We start from the raw sequence: 17,162 nt of genomic DNA, 5'->3' as shown, positions 1-17,162 counted from the left end.
ACATCGGAGCGGTTATGAAATTATCCGACTACGTAATAGATTCGCTTGCAGAACAGGGGATTACCCACATTTTTGAAGTGTGCGGGGGTGCGCTGGCCCATCTGCTTGATTCCGTATACGGGCGGACAGATATCACCACCGTTTCCATGCATCACGAAATGGCCGCTGCAATTGCCGCTGAAGGATATGCCCGGGCGAGCGAAAATTTCGGTGTTGCAATGGCGACTAGCGGTCCCGGTGCAACGAATCTCATCACTGGAATCGGGAGCTGTTATTTCGATTCAATTCCCTGCCTGTATATCACCGGGCAGGTGAACACCTATGAATATAAATTTGACAACCCGGTACGGCAGATCGGATTTCAAGAAACCGACATTGTCTCCATCGTAGAACCCATTGTAAAAAAAGCAGTAATGGTAAAAAATGCGGAGGATATTCGCCGTACTATGGATGAGGTATATCCTCTGATGAAATCCGGCCGCCCCGGACCGGTACTTCTGGATTTGCCCCTGAACATTCAGCGGGCAGATGTTGACATTTCCTCCCTTGAGTCATATACAGAAGAACCCGCTGGATCAAATCCACCGACCTCCGCAGTAAACCATATCTGCAATCTTATCCAGACTTCAACAAGACCCGTGATACTTGCAGGAGGCGGTGTGAGATCCTCTCATGCCTGTGAGGAGCTTCGGCGTTTTGCGCATGAAACCAAGATTCCCGTCGTTACATCACTTATGGGATTAGACGCATTTCCTCACGACGACCCTCTGTTTGCAGGAATGATCGGGACATATGGTAATCGCTCTGCAAATCTGACTATTGCAAATGCAGATTTGGTTATAGCACTTGGGACGCGCCTGGACACCCGGCAGACCGGGACACGTCCCGAAACATTTGCACGGAGAGCTACAATTGTCCATGTCGATATTGACCCGCATGAGCTGAATAATAAAATCAAGGGAACATTCGCCCTTCATGCAGATATCAGGCAGTTTTTAAAATCGATCCTGCAACATCCGGACAATGCTCGGATTCCAACAAAAACTGCTCCCTGGCTGGAAAAGATCACCCATTACCGGCAGAGTTATCCCGATTTCAAAGACCCCGTCAACCCGAAAATCGATCCGAATTATTTCATGCATGTACTGTCGGATATATTCGGGGATGATGTAATCGTCTGTGTCGATGTCGGGCAGATCCAGATGTGGGCGGCCCAGAGTCTTGTGATTAAAAAAGCACAGCGATTTTTGACCGAGGGCGGCATGGCATCGATCGGTTCTGCACTGCCAATGGCGATTGGTGCTGCCTTTGCACAGCCGAAAAAACAGATTATTGCTATTACCGGAGACGGAGGCTTCCAGCTGAACATCCAGGAACTCCAGACGGTCTATCATCACAATCTTCCTATCAAAATCATTCTGATAAACAACAATGGGTACGGAATGATCAAGCAGTTCCAGGAACAATATCTCAACAGCCGTTTCCAGTCGTCAGGAGTCGGGTATAGCAATCCGGACTTCCCGGCGGTGGTAGGGGCATATAAGATACCCGCAACCAAAATTTCTGGCAACGCTGAGATTTCTACAACCTTACACCAGTTTTTATCTGACATGAACCCGGGTTTTCTCGAAGTAATCATTGATGAGAAATCGCGTGCAAGCCCCAAGTTGTCGGTGAACAGACCTGTGGAGGACCAGGAGCCATTGTTGCCCCGGGAAGAACTAAAATCCCATATGATTATTGAGATGTTACAGGAGCACCCATGAAATCGGAAAAAGAAATCCGGTCTGAAATTTTTGAAAAAGTAAAAGAGTTGTATGCTCTGAAAAATCACGAGACCTTTATTCCTGGAATTTCGCATATACCCTATGCGGGTCGGATCTACGATGAGAAAGAACTCATCAGTCTCGTTGACGCATCACTCGATTTCTGGCTCACGACCGGGCGCTATGCAGCACAGTTTGAAAAAGATCTTGCCGCATTTTTGGGTGTCAAATATTGTCTTCTGACGAATTCCGGTTCCTCTGCAAACCTTCTCGCGGTCTCAGCGCTCACTTCTCCAAAACTTGGTGAAAAGAGATTAAACGCCGGTGATGAAGTTATTACCACCGCTTGCGGTTTTCCCACAACCCTCAACCCTATCCTCCAGAATAATCTGGTCCCGGTATTTTTGGATGTTGAACTGGGAACGTACAATATTCAGGCCGATCACATCGAAGATGCGATCTCTGACAAGACAAAAGCGATTATGGTTCCGCATACGCTGGGGAATCCCGTCGATCTGGATACCATTATGAAACTGGTGAGAAAATATGATCTCTGGTTCATCGAAGATAACTGTGATGCCCTTGGCTCACGGTACCAGGGAAAACTCACCGGGACGTTTGGTCACATCTCCACATGCAGTTTCTATCCGGCACACCACATAACAATGGGTGAGGGGGGTGCAGTGTGCACAGATGATCCCTTACTTAAGAAAATAATTGCCTCATTCCGTGACTGGGGTCGCGACTGCTGGTGTGATCCTGGCTGTGATAATTCCTGCAAAAAAAGATTTGACTGGCAGCTGGGAGATCTCCCTAAAGGATACGATCACAAGTATACCTATTCCCACATCGGTTACAATCTCAAGGTTACTGATATGCAGGCAGCAATCGGAGTTGAACAAATCAGGAAATTGCCGGGTTTTATCGAGAGACGAAAAGAGAATTTTAATGCACTTTATCATGGGCTGAAAAAATACGAGAACGATTTAATCCTTCCTCGTGCAACACCGCATTCGGCACCCAGCTGGTTTGGATTTCCGATTATTGTCCGGGAAGATTCATCGTTCAAGCGTGATGATATTGTTCGATACCTGGAAGAGCACAAGATCGCTACACGGATGCTCTTTGGTGGGAATCTTCTCAAGCAGCCGGCATATTTAGGAATAAATAGCAGAGGGGTTGATTCTCTGAAAAATACGGATCTTGTAATGGATAAGCTCTTCTGGATTGGGGTATATCCAGGATTGACTGACCAGATGATCAAATATATTAATGACACATTTACTCATTTTTTTAGTAGTGGCCGACCATTCAACGGATAATCAAACGGCTATTAAAGTACGGGAAATTTATCCCACAATCCGCAGTAAAAACCTGCCCCCAACCATTATTCCTTGATTCCCGCCTCGTTATGAGTGGGCGGGAATCAAGGTTGGATAGAGGGCGTCTTCACATTTTACAGCACATCGTGTACTCTACCATCGGGAAGTGCCGAAGAAATATAATGATTGAATAGCAAAATTGTAGATAATAAATCATTAAAGTCGCAATAACTCCGCCTCATCAGCATTTGCCTATCCCAGAGGACACCTTTAAAATGTCAAGCGCAATGATCATTGGAATCACTGAAAAACATGGCGTGCTTTTCCCACATTCTGATCCTGATATGAATGCCCATTTTGAACCGGTGGTATGGGCCACAGGATGGAGACGACCTGAGACAGGTTCCCCCATGATCCGATCGGTAGTTGAAAACACAAGGAGTGCATAGAAATGCCCAATACAATACTCGTATTTATTCCAACCTACAATGAACGGGATAATGTCATGAAACTGTATGAGCGGATATCAAACCTGAAACTCCCGCTCGACATCTTATTCATCGATGATAATTCACCGGATGGGACAGGGGATGTCCTAGATCGGATCAATAAACCAAGTGTTTTCGTTATTCACCGGTCTGGCAAGCTGGGCATCGGAAGTGCACACAAAGATGGAATTGCATGGGCATATTCTCATGGATACGAACAGCTTATCACCATGGATTCAGATTTCCTCCACAGGCCGGAAGATATTCCGGCAATGATGGAACAATCAAAAAATTCAGATATTGTTGTTGCATCCAGGTTTATCCGTAAAGACAGTCTGCAGGAGTGGGCCCTGTGGCGAAAATTCCTGACAACCTCGGGACATGTTGTAACAAGACTGCTCCTGAATATGCCGTATGATATCACAGGGGCGTTCCGGCTATATAAAATTGACAGGATTCCCCAAGACCTGTTTGAAAAAATAGCGAGCAAGGGATACTCGTTTTTCCCGGAAAGCCTGAACATAATGAACAGGAACGGCATACGCATATCGGAAATCCCGGTCATACTCCCCCAAAGAACTTATGGGAATTCAAAATTAAAATTCAGAGATATGGTTCAGTGGCTTCTGTTTATCGTAGCACTGGGGTTCCGGAATATCTTCAGTAAAGAGGATATTCTCCCCAAAACAGACAGGAATAACAATAACACGAACGATCCCTGACTTCCACGACTGGAACAATCATAGGTTTGACAGCAGAGAAATCCGGGCAGATCATGATAGGTTATCCACGAAATGTGCATGAATCGTCCCGAAAAGGAATTATCTCAAAAATTTATTCGCTTTTTTTCCACGTTACATTCCGGTTTATGAGGAAATTCCACGCAAAAGCGATCAGGATACCGATGATGTTTGCAATCCGGTAGTCGACACCGATATAAAATCCAAGCACATTCAGGATGACAAAATTGATGACCGCCCCGCCAACGGAAATCACCTGATACGAAAGGAAACGGTGCCACCGGTGACCCAGAGCATGCTGCTTGTCGGATTTAAACGTCCAGAGATCGTTCCAGATGAAATTACTCACGATCGACAGTTCAATCGCAAAAATGCTTGCAACCGGGAGAGTGAAATGAACACATTCCTTGAGATAAATGAGCACTCCCTCATTGATAACGATCCCTGAAAGCCCCACCATTCCGAATTTGAAAAGTTTCATCCATTCCTGCCAGACGACACTGTCGTGATGGTTCCAAGAATACCAGGCATTATCGATCACCTGTGCTGCATATTCGACGAGGGTCCGGCCACCCCATTTACTCGCTCCGATTGCACGATCCACAAATTCGAGAGGGATCTCTTTTTCTTTTTCCCAGGTTCCCTTGCCGAGCACTTCAAGCAGGATTTTATATCCCCGGGGCTTGAGCGGTGCATGTTCGACCACACTCTTTTTTACGGCAAAAAAGCCGCTGACCGGATCCCGGATTTCCGGAAAGAGCACCCTCCCGGGGAACGTTGTACCAATAGATAGAATGCGCCGTTTGAGCGGCCATTTTTTTATCCCTCCGCCTTCCATGAACCGGCTTCCGATGACCAGATCGTTTCCGGCACGAATTTCTGCAAGCATCTGGGGGATATGGGTCGAAAGATGAGATAGATCCGTATCTATGACAAGGATAATATCCGATTGGGCTTGCCGGAATCCTTCAATCACGGACTGGAAAAGACCGTGATCCTCTTTTCTTACAATAAGACTGATATGTGTGTTTGTTTTTTGTAAATCCCTGACAATTTCAATTGTCCGGTCAGAGAAATTATCGTCAACGATAAGAATTTCGCCATGAATGGAATTGCGGGAAAAAACCTCATCCACTTCCCGGATGATGGAACCAATATTGAACTCTCCTTTAAAGAGGGGAATAATGACGGTCAGATCGTACATGGCAGCACATGGGGATTATGAGGCAGTAAAGAGGTAGATGCCTGTATCCTGCCCGGCAAATTTCGTGTTGTTATTAAGCCATGCAACCGCATCGCCATTTGGATTTGCGGCACCAATATCCTGCGTCACGACAAAAAACATCGTGCTGTTACCTTTTTGTAACATGAGCTTCTCGAGATCCTGGCCCGTGGTTGCCCCATACTCATGAGTATTATCCTTTATCGAGGAGTAATAATAGTCAAGAGGTGCTGCCATATATCCGGGGACAGTAATGACGAGATCACCGGGGCTCGTTTTTTCTGAAAGAGTCAGGGAAAATCCTCTCCAGTCCTCCTTGGAATAACCGGAATAATAGTTTGCAAGTACCGGGACACTGATAAGGATCATAACAGCGATCAGCACGTACACAATTGCTTTGCTGCTCCAGAGGGTGTAAAGGGCCCGGTACGACATCGCAACTCCGATGAAAATCACGATACTTAAAAAGATGAGGTACCGGGGAAGCATCGGCATCTTGAATGACAATACAAAACTAACAACAAACGTGAGAACGGTGAGCAGGACAAGGAAGAGGGCCTTATTTTTATCAAGGAAAAATGTCTGGATAATTCCGACTGCAAAAAGAACCAGCAGCACGATCATGGAGAGGGTATTGAATCCCGACATCTGGGTAAATGTCTGGGTAATAAGGCCAAGACCCTGTATTCCATATGTGGGTGCCGATGATGTCCTGACAGCAAAGAGCTGGATAGTGACAATGATGAGAGGCAGACAGAGAATAATGAATATAGCTACTCCTGCGACAAGCATCTTGACCTTATCGAATTCGGTGCGGATGTGGGGAGCCCAGACAATCAGTGCATAAAGGACAAGGGATACGATCATCACAAACGCATAGAAGTGCGTCCAGAACGCGAGAGCGGAGAACACACCGAACAATCCCCAGTCGAGTAATTTCCCAGATTTGAGACCTTTGAGGAAAAAAAGCGTCGCAAGCGCCACAAAAAAGAGCATCATCGAATATGCCCGCGCTTCCTGCGAATAATAGATCAGGAACGGCGAAAATGCGCATCCCGCAGCAGCGATAATTCCTACGTTGCGGTCGAAAAATTCTTTCCCGACAAGATAAAAGAGCGGGATTGTAAATACCCCGAGCAGGGCCGGCAGGAACCGCAGGATTACCTCATTATTCCCGAGCATTAACATGAAGTGCTCAGCCCAGTGAAAGAGCGGCGGGTTGAATTCCCCTCCTGCCGTCACCTGCCAGATCTCCGTGAATGAGTGAAGTGAGAAAGAGACGGTAGCTGCTTCATCAAGCCAGAGGGAATTAAACCCAAGATTATAGAACCGGAAAAAAATGCCGAGAACCGTGAGGACAATAAGTGCCTGAATATACCTGCTCGTCGCAATGACCGATCTTATATTTTCAAGGGAAAAATCGCGGATAGTCGTAATGGGTGATACGTAACCACTGTCAAGGTCGCATTCCCCAGTGGCCACCTGTTTTTTCCCCGTTTCCCGGCCCACCTTTTTCTTTGCCATCGGTATCACTATCTATTTCATTATGGTTCAGATATATCTTCCCGGTTTATACCGGAAACGGCTGACTGTTTGTCCTGTTAAAATATCCTGTTAACAAAAATTTCACGGATCCAGTACTTCTCTATTTTCAAGTTGAAAGAACAACCACCAAAATTCGTATGAGCCAGATCTGGAAGCGGGAGTATCCTTTTTGGCAGCCGCCACCCTCCCTTTATAGCAGGAGGGGGTACCCCCCATTTGTACAAAGGTGACACCCCCCACTCCCGGGCCACAAGAGGGGGGTGGGGAATCATGCTTTTAAAAAATCAGTCGGGGGTCAGGGTACCTCTCATTTTTGGGAGCGGGGGGTGCCCCCATGCAAGAAAAGAGGCCCCTACCCCCCCAAGCCATTGGCCGACAAAATATACTTTCAGACGATAACTCCACGCGAAGCACAGGTTTTGGAAATGTTGGAAAGGGGGGTAGGCCTCCTCTTATGCCCGGACAGGGGGGTGGGGGTATCGTGCTTTTAAAAAATTGGTCGGGGGGTCAGGGTACCTCCCGGTTTTGGGAGCGGGGGGTGCCACCCCGGGCTGGCGGGAGGGGGTACCCCCAATGGACCGGGAATCGCTTCGGAAAGTCCTATTAAAAAATTCTGATGTTTGTAAAGGAAAATTTTGAGTGGTACAGGGACAGTTTATTTAAATTTCAAAGGAGGTTATGATTCCAGTTCCGGGTTTTTTTACCGGCTGTTCCGGTGCCTTATCCACAGGTACTCCAAGAGCGGTGAGGAGTGCATTTTTATTGGTCACAACAGTTCCAGTCTGTTCGAGCATGAGGTTAACCCGTTCGTGGCTCCCGGTCATCCTGAAATCTGTCCTGATCGCAACAATCGGTTTTTTGAGTGCGGCGGCATACCCCATCTCCCATGCGGTTCCCGAGTCAGCATCCGCACCATCGATAATTGCAACGATAATATCAGCATCGCGGATCGCTCTCCTGTTGTGGTTGTAAATCCGGACGTGTTCCTGCCGGTCCCTTACCGCATGGTTGTCCCCGGTATCCTGCGGGAGAAATACCTCAAAATAATGAGATCTGAGCAGCTCCGAAATGGCTGAATTATAGGATCGCTCGCTTTCAGAAAAGAGCGGGGCGGCAAGGTAGATCCGGTATTTTGAGAACTCGGCGACATCCAGTGCCGGGATATCCGGAAATTTTGCGTAAAATACTCCCCGACCGGCTCTTTTGGCGGGCTTGTCACCTTCAGCACCGTAATATGTGCTGGTCACTCCGCAAGTCGGCGATGAGTTCACACCTAGGATACAGAGCGGCGGGCCCCGCTCTTTGATGATTTCATTCACCGTTCCGCACAGCTCATCGAGGAGCGTGGCAAACTCCGGGGTGTTGAGTCGTTCAAGGAACGTGCCCGGCTTCCGGTCCGGGCCAAGATACTGCGTCTCAGGGCACGGAAGGGGCACAACATCTATCCCGAACTTCTTGCAGCGCCCGATGGACCGGGCAAACAATGCAATATCGGAGGGGTGCGTAATCCCTTTTGCCCGCAGGGAGGGGTTGAGAATGCAGGGAGAACAAAGGACGTACATTATTACAGTGTGTGAACGCACACAATAATCAATGATTCCGCTGGTTGCCTACCGGGACAACAGCTGCGACCCTAAGAAGTGTACGGTAAAAAAACTGGAGCGGGCAGGTTTTTTGAGGATCGTAAAAAAGATCTCACAGATCCCCCGGAACACCCTGCTCCTGGACCCGACCGCCGAGCAGGCCCTTTCTCCCGCCGACAAGTTCGTAAAATCTATCACCGCACTTGACTGCTCCTGGGAAGTGCTCGATACCGGTGCGGTCAGCTCGTGGAGGATCCGGCGGGCGCTTCCTTTCCTGATGGCAGCAAACCCGGTCAATTTCGGGAAGCCCTGCAAGCTTACCTCCATCGAAGCGATTGCCGCAGCGCTCTATATCCTCGGGGAACAGGAACGGGCGGCACAGATTCTCGGCTGCGTCAGCTGGGGCATCCGGTTTTTAGAGGTCAACAAGGAGCCGCTTGAGCTCTATGTCACAGCTAAGGACAGCACCGAAGTCGTGAAGTTCCAGGCGCTGTTTCTCTGATTTTTGTACTCTGCCCGGTAAACCTGTTAAAGCTGCCGGGCAACCGGGTCTGACCGGAGATCCGGATACGCAAACGGACTCCCCAAAAAATCATTCGTTCGTTTTTTCGCATCCGGGGTTTTTGGTGAGAGCCATAGCAAGATAGTGATGCTGATGTACAGATATTTCGCAGATCAAAAAATTAAAAAAAATCCGGCTCCGCACAGTACTTAACCTTACAGCTGAGCTGTAAAGTTACAGCTCAGCTGTAACATTACAAACTGCCTCACGTCGGAGAGGGTGTAAAAAAGAGCGAAATTGCACATCAGGCATGAGGCATGATCGTAAAATCTTTGATCGGTCTGCTGCCCGGTTGTTCCTTTGCCGCATTGCGTTCATGAGATTGGTCAGGGAGATCCTAGATCGTTTTTTAAAGAAACTCAAAGTAAACGTTGATAAACTTTGTCTTTTTGTGTTATCATCTGAAAAACACACTACAATTTTTTTAAATAACACACAATTGAGTGTTAATTATTTAAACAAAATGATTTGATTTACGTCCAAATTTCCATAATATCACTTTTACACATATAATCTGATTCTTGTTTCTCCCGTACATTAATATTCATCATCAAAATTAGCACAGCATTCATTCTCCAAATCCTGTATTGTTTCTATCCAATCCGAAACACCCTCTAGATACTCGCTTACCCACATGGCATTTTCGTAAAAATGATTCAGATCAACAGTATATTTTTCAGCGATTTGTGGATATCTGTAGGCAAATGATTGAGGGTCTTTCTCATAAATCTCATTAATATAAAGTTTAACACGTTTAAAATCCTCTAGATTTCTACTGTTGCATTCAGAATAGTCTTTTTCTGATTCTAAATTGCTTAACCATTCCATTAACAATTTGTCGCAATAATCCCAAAGCTTCTTAATATTGTGACCGTATTGAGCTTTTAATTCGTCTTCACCGATTTTCTTCGAATGTAGACTTAATTCTAATGTAATAATCAATTCCTTCAATTTAATTTCCAAGTACTGACGAAATACATATAATACAGGATAGCAACAATCTGACGAGCAAACACCAGTCTTCGCTTCTTTTAACAATACATCAATAGCCCATTTCCATCCAAATGATAAAAATCTCCAAGGGGGAATATCGTCAAAATCATTTAAGCGACGGCTTTTTTGGGATAAAGAAGATCCTCTAAACAAAGACGTTGCATTTGATGTCAGATTGGAATTAGTGTTCATATAAAACAAAATAATAATTATTGACTATTTAGAACTATTCGAAGGCTTGGTATTAGAGAATTCCATCTATATCTCACCGTTGTTTGATGCACTGCATGAACTTCTCTACAGTTTTGCAATGACTTATTCTATATGAGCCGAAGGGACCCCCTCCCCGCATCGTGCCCCGGGATACAAAAAACCAGAACAAGCAATCTTTATCTCATATCGCTCATACAGTTTCGGTATATGATCAAGGTTGCCATCAACGGGTACGGTACCATCGGGAAGCGTGTCGCCGATGCGGTTGCAGCCCAGAAGGACATGAAAGTGATCGGCGTCTCAAAGACACGCCCGAATGCCGAGGCCTTTATCGCAAAACAGCGGGGATACCCCCTCTATATTGCGGATCTCTCAAAGAAGGCGGCGTTTGAAAAAGCAGGCCTTACGGTTGCCGGTTCGGTCGAGGACATGTGCAAAGCCGCCGATGTGATTGTTGACGCGACGCCCGGGGATGTCGGTGCGACCAACAAGCCGCTTTACGAGAAACTCGGGAAAAAGGCACTCTGGCAGGGCGGCGAAGACCACGAAGTTGCCGGGTTCTCCTTTAACTCGTCCTGTAATTTCAAGGATGCCATCGGCCGGCAGTTCGTCCGGGTGGTCTCCTGCAATACCACCGGTCTCTGCCGGATTATCCACGAGATCGACAAGGAATTTGGCGTTGCCCATGTCCACGCGATCATGGTGCGCAGGGGATCCGACCCCGGCGAGATCAAGAAAGGACCGATCGACGCGGTCGTCCTTGACCCGGTGACCGTGCCCAGCCACCACGGCCCGGATGTGCAGACCGTGCTCCCCCATATCTCGATCACGACCATGGCGATGATCGTCCCGACCACGATGATGCACATGCACGCGATCCGGATCACGACCAAAAAAGACGTGAACCGGGAGAAAGTGATCGCGCTTATCAAAAATCATCCCCGGCTCGGTCTTGTGAAGAAGACGGCAGGGATCAAGAGCACCGCAGAGCTCAAGGAATTTGCCATGGACCTCGGCCGGCAGCGGGCAGATCTCTACGAGAACTGTATCTTCGAGGAGTCCATCTACGCCGACAAGAACGAGCTCTGTTTCTTCCAGGCCATCCACCAGGAGGCAGATGTCGTTGTCGAGAACGTGGACGCGATCCGTGCGATGACCGGCCTCGCAAAAGATGCGGCAACCTCCATAAAACTCACGAACGACGCGCTCCACTTTGTCCCCATCCAGAATAACCATTAACTCCCACCATCACCCATATTTTTTAATGGACACATTCGAACGGGTTACCCGGAACACCGTTGAAATCGTCACCGAAGACGAACTCCGCGCTCTCCTGGCCCGGCCCACAAAGAAGGTATACGCAGGGTACGAGCCCAGCGGCGAGATCCACCTTGGCCACCTTGTCACGGTCAATAAGCTCGTCGATCTCCAGGCAGCAGGCTTTGAGGTCACGGTCCTCCTCGCTGACCTTCACGCGTTCCTCAACCGGAAAGGGACCATGGAAAAGGTCGGGGAACTCGCCGAGTACAACCGCCGCTGTTTTGAGGGGCTCGGCCTCAAAAACGTAAAATACGTGCTCGGTTCCGATCTCCAGCTCAACCGGGATTATGAACTCCTCGTCCACCAGCTCTCCCAGCAGATCACCCTTGCGCGGGCGACCCGGAGCATGGACGAAGTGGGCCGGCAGATGGACCACCCGACCGTCTCGCAGATGGTCTACCCGATCATGCAGATGGCCGATATCGCGATGCTCGGTGTGGATGCTGCAGTGGGCGGGATCGACCAGCGGAAGATCCACATGCTTGCAAGGGAACACCTGCCAAACTTCAAGTTCCCCTCCCCGGTCTGCATCCATACACCGATCCTGAATGGTCTTGACGGGAAGAAGATGTCCTCGTCGCAGGGCAACTATATCTCGGTCGCCGACAGCGAGGACGAGATCAGGAAGAAATGCCAGAAGGCGTTCTGCCCGCCGGAGATTGCCGAGAACCCGATCCTCCAGATCTTCCAGCACCACATCTTCCCCCGGCTCCCGGAGATCACGATAAAGCGGCCGGAAAAATTCGGCGGCGACCGGACTTTTACCGGGTACACAGAGCTCGAAGCTGCCTATGGCAAGGCTGAGATCCACCCGCTCGACCTCAAGAAAGCCTGCGGCGAGGGACTGGTCGAGATTCTTGCACCGGTGCGCGACTATATACGCTAGGCAAAAAGATACGTGTCTTGAAAACAGCCGGGGATGACACGTGAGTATCGAACAGCAGGAGGAAGCATTCGACCAGCGCCTCGCTGAGATGGGTATACGCATAAAAGATGCGAATACCTTCAAAGTCAGCGAGAATGTTTTTGACGAGGTCACCCTCCTTGCCCTGTACAAGCTCGTCCACAAGAAATGGATCACCGCAATTGGCGGCTCCATCAGCACCGGGAAAGAGGCGAACGTCTTTTTAGGGGACCGGGAGGACCAGGCAGTCGCCATCAAGATCTACCGGATCCAGTCGGCGAACTTCACCACCATGAGCTCGTACGTCACCGGGGACCGCCGGTTTTCCCATGTAAAAAAGTCCAAAAAAGAGCTCATCTTTGCGTGGACACGAAAGGAGTTCTCCAATCTTGCCCGGGCAAAAGAGGCAGGGCTTCCTGTCCCGGAGCCGCTCGTCTGGGACCGGAATATCCTCATCATGTCTTTCCTTGGGGAAGGGGAATGCCCGTATCCCCAGCTGCGGAGTGCAGAGATCGACAATCCTGCGCAGGTCTACGAGGACATTATGGCGATGATCGGCACGCTGTATAACAAGGCAGAACTCGTGCATGGTGACTTAAGCGAGTTCAATATATTGTACAGTGACCAACCATATCTCATCGATATGGGCCAGTCGGTTACCCGCGACCATCCGCGTGCTCTCCAGTTCCTGATGCGGGACATCCGCAATATGAACAGGTTCTTTAAAAAGAAGGGCTGCGAAGTAAAAACAGAGTATGAAATTTTTAACGCGGTGACCGGGCTCAACGTCTCACAACCATGACACACATCAGCATCATCTCCAGAAAGAACAGTATAACCTGTGATAAGAATGCCGGGCAGTCAGCCGGAACGGTGACACAACCATGATACAGGAACTAAAAATTGCAACAAGCAGAGTGGGCGTCCTCATCGGGAAGGGCGGGGCGACAAAAAAAGAGCTCGAATCCAAGACCCACACGGCCATCTCCATCGACAGCAAGGAGGGCCAGGTAAAAGTCGAAGGGGCAGAGGAGAACGCAATCCCGCTCCTTCGGGCTGTCGAGATCATCAACGCCATTAACGCAGGGTTCTCGCCCGAACGCGCCTTCGAGATGATCGAAGACGAGGATCTCCTGCTCGATATCATCGATCTCTCCAGAGCGGCAGACAACCCCAAGCAGCTCGACCGGCTCCGGGGCAGGATCATCGGAAAAGATGGCAAAGCCCGCGAACAGATCGAGAACATGACCGATGTCGACCTCTCGGTCTTCGGCCATACGGTCGCCCTGATCGGTTACCCTGAACAGATGAAGGTCGCCCGGGCGGCCATCGACATGATCATCGAGGGTATCCCCCACGAAAATGTCTTCGCGTTCCTCGACAAGAAGAAAAAAGAGGCCAAGCAGGACATGATCAGCTACTACTACTGATCATTTCCGCCTCCCGCACCTCCTCTTTTTTATGCAGTCCGAAAAAAACGGTACCGGACAGGAGCCGGGCACCCGATCCACTTCCTCGGCGCCGGGTCCCACACGGGATACCTTGGTTGCCGGGTATAATCCGAAAAAAAGCAATTCATCCGGTAATAAACAATTAACTGACAATGAATGACAGGCAGTAAAAAAACCGCGACACCGATGGGGACCGCTATGCAGATACAGGACCTTGCCATACCCGAAACCCTCAGACAGCAGTACCTCGGGCTCGGCATCCTTGAACTCTACCCGCCGCAGGCCACCTGTGTCGAGAAAGGTCTGCTTGACGGCAAAAACCTCCTTGTTGCGATCCCGACCGCGAGCGGGAAGACACTGATTGCAGAGATGGCGATGCACCGCCATATCGCAAACGGAGGAAAGTGTCTCTATATCGTCCCGCTTAAGGCCCTTGCATCGGAAAAATACGACGAGTTTGGCAACAAGGGTGTCCGGGTCGGGATCTCCACCGGGGACCTCGACCGGCGCGACGACGCCCTGGGGAAAAACGACATTATTGTCGCGACGAGCGAGAAGGTGGACTCGCTTTTACGGAACGGCGCACGCTGGATCCCGGAGATCACCCTTGTAGTCGTGGACGAAGTGCACCTGATCGATTCCCCGGACCGGGGCCCGACGCTCGAGATGGTGATCGCAAAGATGCGGTCCAGGAATCCCGGCATGCAGCTCATCGGGCTCTCGGCGACCATCGGGAATCCGAAGATGCTTGCCGGGTGGCTCGACGCGGAACTGGTCACGAGTTCCTGGCGGCCGGTGGACCTGCGCCAGGGTGTCTTTTTCGATAACAAAATCCAGTTCGAGGAGGGATCACGGCCCATCAAACAGGTCTCAAAGAACTACGATGACCTTAATCTCTGCCTCGATACGATTGCCGAGGGGGGACAGTGCCTTGTCTTTGTCTCCTCGCGGAGGAACGCCGAAGCGTTTGCAAAACGGGCGGCCGGCGCGATAAAGAGCGAAGACCCGGCGCTTGCCGCGTGCGCCGACCGCCTTCTGGCCGGTACCCCGACCGAGATGGTAAAGACCCTAGCCGCGTGCGTCGCAAAAGGCGCGGCCTTCCACCATGCCGGTCTCAGCCGGAACGAGCGGTCTGTTGTGGAAGACGCGTTCCGCAAAGGCTGGCTCAAGTGCATCTCCTCAACCCCGACTCTCGCTGCGGGTCTCAACCTGCCCGCCCGCCGGGTGATCATCCGGGACTATCTCCGGTTCTCGGCCGGTGAGGGGATGCAGCCGATACCTGTCAGCGAGTACCGGCAGATGGCAGGAAGGGCCGGCCGGCCCCGGCTCGACCCGTACGGCGAGGCTGTACTGATCGCAAAGGAGGCTGAGCAGGTGCCGGAACTCTTCGAATGTTACATCGAGGCGGCAGCCGAAGATGTTCATTCGCGGATCGCAGAACCGACCGCACTCTACACGCATGTCCTTTCCCTTATCGCCTCGGGCTTTGCAAAGACCCGGGACGAGCTTTCAGAGTTCATGAACCGCTCGTTTTACGTCCACGAGCACAGGCAGGGCCGGCTCATCCACCGGGCCGTGGATGACGCGCTCCAGTTCCTTATCACGGCAGAGATGGTAATCGAAGTGGGCGAACATATCGGGGCAACCGACCTTGGCACCCTTGTCTCGCGGATGTATATCGACCCGAGAAGCGCGTCCGCGATTGTCACGACCCTGAGGGAACAAGAGGAGTACGCGGATCTCGGCCTTGTCCAGCTCATCTGCAGCACACCCGATATGCCGACACTCTATGCAAAAAACTCCGATCTTGCTGCCCTGTCGCGGATGATGGAGGATAAGGGCAGCGATCTCTGGCTCCCGCTCCCCACCGATGAAGACGAGGCTGAAGGCTATTACCGGGCCATAAAGACCGCGATGCTGCTCTCGGACTGGACCGATGAGCTCCCCGATGAGAAGATCTGCGAGCGGTACGCGGTCGGGCCGGGCGATGTGTTCGGGATGGTCGAGAGCATCAACTGGCTGCTGCACGCAACAAGCCAGCTGGCAAGAATGTTTGCCCCGAAATTCTACCCACAGATAGCAGAATGCGAGATCTGCATGAAGAACGGGATACGGCGCGAGCTCCTTCCGCTCATCAGACTCCGGGGAATCGGCCGGGTCCGTGCCCGGCGGCTTTTCAATAATGGCATGACTACTCCCGAAGAGATCAAAAAACACCCGCGGGAGGACCTTGCGAGAATTCTCGGCCAGGGCATTGCAGATCAGATTTTTGACCAGATAGAGCCAAGGAAAAGAAGTACGGACACGACACGGGTGGACGAGAAGAGAACAGCCGGCGGCCAGTCAACGCTGTTCCGTTTCGGGTGAGCCTTATGGAACCTGCTTTGTTTTCCTATGAGATTGGATATGCAGAAGTGACGATCCGGGATCGCGCTGCCCTGCTTGGCGTGCTCCGGGAGATTGCCAGGAGCTACGCCGCCCGCATTGTCTGTTTTGACGCGGAAAAACTGGCCGGCCGGGTACATGCAGAGGCTGCACTCCGGCATGCACACCGGGCATTCGCACAGGGCTGCGCCATCTCCAACTCGTTTGAGATGGAGGCACTGCTCTACGCTGCCGGGACCCGGCAGTGCAATGTGGCCGTCCCGTTTGGCCTCCATGAGGGCAAAAACCTCCTGTACGTCTGCTGCAGCCCGGCACCGGAGGGCATCTGGAAAGACCTTGCCTTACATATGCAGTTTGGCGGGGAGCCGGATGAGCGCATATCCCCGGAGAAAGCCACCCGGCTGATGGCCCTGTTTGATATAACACCAGAAGAGATCGCGGCGACGGGGCAGGATCGTATCCGGGATCTCGTACTGGAACGGGTCGCGCTGCTGGATGTCAGTAAATAACGGACATTTCACCAGTCTGCTTTTGAGCCCCGCTTGCTAGTGTCTCGTCAACTTTCAAGTGTCGGATAAAGGCGGCGTAATTTTACCCTGGCATCTTCAGTCGTAAATTGCCAATTAACCGTTGCAATTTTGTTATTTCTGAATTTCTGCCACGCTGCC

At 50.5% G+C, this 17,162-nt stretch carries 14 protein-coding genes; 10 read left to right on the top strand and 4 right to left on the bottom strand.

The window, feature by feature from the left end; translation table 11 throughout:
- Positions 1–14: 14 nt before the first annotated feature.
- From WCX19_RS11515 to WCX19_RS11505, 3 genes are all read left to right on the top strand, one after another.
- On the top strand, positions 15–1,766 hold the full coding sequence (locus WCX19_RS11515) for a thiamine pyrophosphate-binding protein (RefSeq protein ID WP_373008244.1): 1,752 nt from the start codon (positions 15–17) through the stop codon (positions 1,764–1,766).
- Positions 1,763–3,088, top strand: a complete 1,326-nt coding sequence (gene rfbH, locus WCX19_RS11510; protein ID WP_373008242.1) for a lipopolysaccharide biosynthesis protein RfbH — start codon at positions 1,763–1,765, stop codon at positions 3,086–3,088. Before WCX19_RS11515 ends, rfbH begins: the two co-directional genes overlap by 4 nt.
- A 451-nt stretch (positions 3,089–3,539) precedes the next feature.
- Positions 3,540–4,298, top strand: a complete 759-nt coding sequence (locus WCX19_RS11505; RefSeq protein WP_373008240.1) for a polyprenol monophosphomannose synthase — start codon at positions 3,540–3,542, stop codon at positions 4,296–4,298.
- 112 nt (positions 4,299–4,410) lie between these two features.
- Here the strand turns inward: WCX19_RS11505 and WCX19_RS11500 are convergent, their stop codons facing one another.
- The 3 genes from WCX19_RS11500 to WCX19_RS11490 all read right to left on the bottom strand — a co-directional run bounded on the left by WCX19_RS11500 (position 4,411) and on the right by WCX19_RS11490 (position 8,645).
- Complete coding sequence (locus tag WCX19_RS11500; RefSeq protein ID WP_373008238.1) at positions 4,411–5,520, bottom strand: GtrA family protein; 1,110 nt, start codon at positions 5,518–5,520, stop codon at positions 4,411–4,413.
- Positions 5,521–5,535: 15 nt separating this feature from the next.
- Positions 5,536–7,062 (bottom strand): glycosyltransferase family 39 protein, encoded by a 1,527-nt coding sequence (locus WCX19_RS11495; protein WP_373008236.1) that lies wholly within the window; start codon positions 7,060–7,062, stop codon positions 5,536–5,538.
- A gap of 680 nt (positions 7,063–7,742) precedes the next feature.
- Positions 7,743–8,645 carry a nucleoside 2-deoxyribosyltransferase gene (locus tag WCX19_RS11490; RefSeq protein ID WP_373008234.1) on the bottom strand — a complete coding sequence of 301 codons (903 nt, stop codon included), beginning with the start codon at positions 8,643–8,645 and terminating at the stop codon, positions 7,743–7,745.
- Positions 8,646–8,676: 31 nt separating this feature from the next.
- Here WCX19_RS11490 and WCX19_RS11485 point away from each other — a divergent pair, with 31 nt between their 5' ends.
- Positions 8,677–9,168 (top strand): DUF367 family protein, encoded by a 492-nt coding sequence (locus tag WCX19_RS11485; protein ID WP_373008232.1) that lies wholly within the window; start codon positions 8,677–8,679, stop codon positions 9,166–9,168.
- Between the two features lie 597 nt (positions 9,169–9,765).
- On the opposite strand, the gene WCX19_RS11480 is transcribed toward WCX19_RS11485, so the two are convergent.
- Complete coding sequence (locus tag WCX19_RS11480) at positions 9,766–10,413, bottom strand: hypothetical protein (protein ID WP_373008230.1); 648 nt, start codon at positions 10,411–10,413, stop codon at positions 9,766–9,768.
- Between the two features lie 228 nt (positions 10,414–10,641).
- Between WCX19_RS11480 and WCX19_RS11475 the strand changes: the two genes are divergently transcribed.
- The 6 genes from WCX19_RS11475 to cgi121 all read left to right on the top strand — a co-directional run bounded on the left by WCX19_RS11475 (position 10,642) and on the right by cgi121 (position 17,003).
- Positions 10,642–11,673, top strand: a complete 1,032-nt coding sequence (locus WCX19_RS11475; protein WP_373008228.1) for a type II glyceraldehyde-3-phosphate dehydrogenase — start codon at positions 10,642–10,644, stop codon at positions 11,671–11,673.
- 25 nt (positions 11,674–11,698) lie between these two features.
- Entirely contained in the window at positions 11,699–12,640 is a 942-nt protein-coding gene (locus tag WCX19_RS11470) for a tyrosine--tRNA ligase (protein WP_373008226.1), read from the top strand.
- Positions 12,641–12,680: 40 nt separating this feature from the next.
- Positions 12,681–13,460, top strand: a complete 780-nt coding sequence (locus tag WCX19_RS11465) for a serine protein kinase RIO (RefSeq protein WP_373008224.1) — start codon at positions 12,681–12,683, stop codon at positions 13,458–13,460.
- A gap of 82 nt (positions 13,461–13,542) precedes the next feature.
- Complete coding sequence (locus tag WCX19_RS11460; protein ID WP_373008222.1) at positions 13,543–14,088, top strand: KH domain-containing protein; 546 nt, start codon at positions 13,543–13,545, stop codon at positions 14,086–14,088.
- Between the two features lie 219 nt (positions 14,089–14,307).
- Positions 14,308–16,476, top strand: a complete 2,169-nt coding sequence (locus WCX19_RS11455) for an ATP-dependent DNA helicase (protein ID WP_373008296.1) — start codon at positions 14,308–14,310, stop codon at positions 16,474–16,476.
- Between the two features lie 5 nt (positions 16,477–16,481).
- Complete coding sequence (cgi121, locus tag WCX19_RS11450; protein WP_373008220.1) at positions 16,482–17,003, top strand: KEOPS complex subunit Cgi121; 522 nt, start codon at positions 16,482–16,484, stop codon at positions 17,001–17,003.
- Positions 17,004–17,162 lie beyond the last annotated feature (159 nt).

This window comes from Methanoregula sp. (assembly GCF_041663825.1).
GTDB lineage: Archaea > Halobacteriota > Methanomicrobia > Methanomicrobiales > Methanospirillaceae > Methanoregula.
The sequence above is the reverse complement of the archived record's forward strand: the minus strand, read 5'-3'. Positions and strand labels throughout refer to the sequence as shown.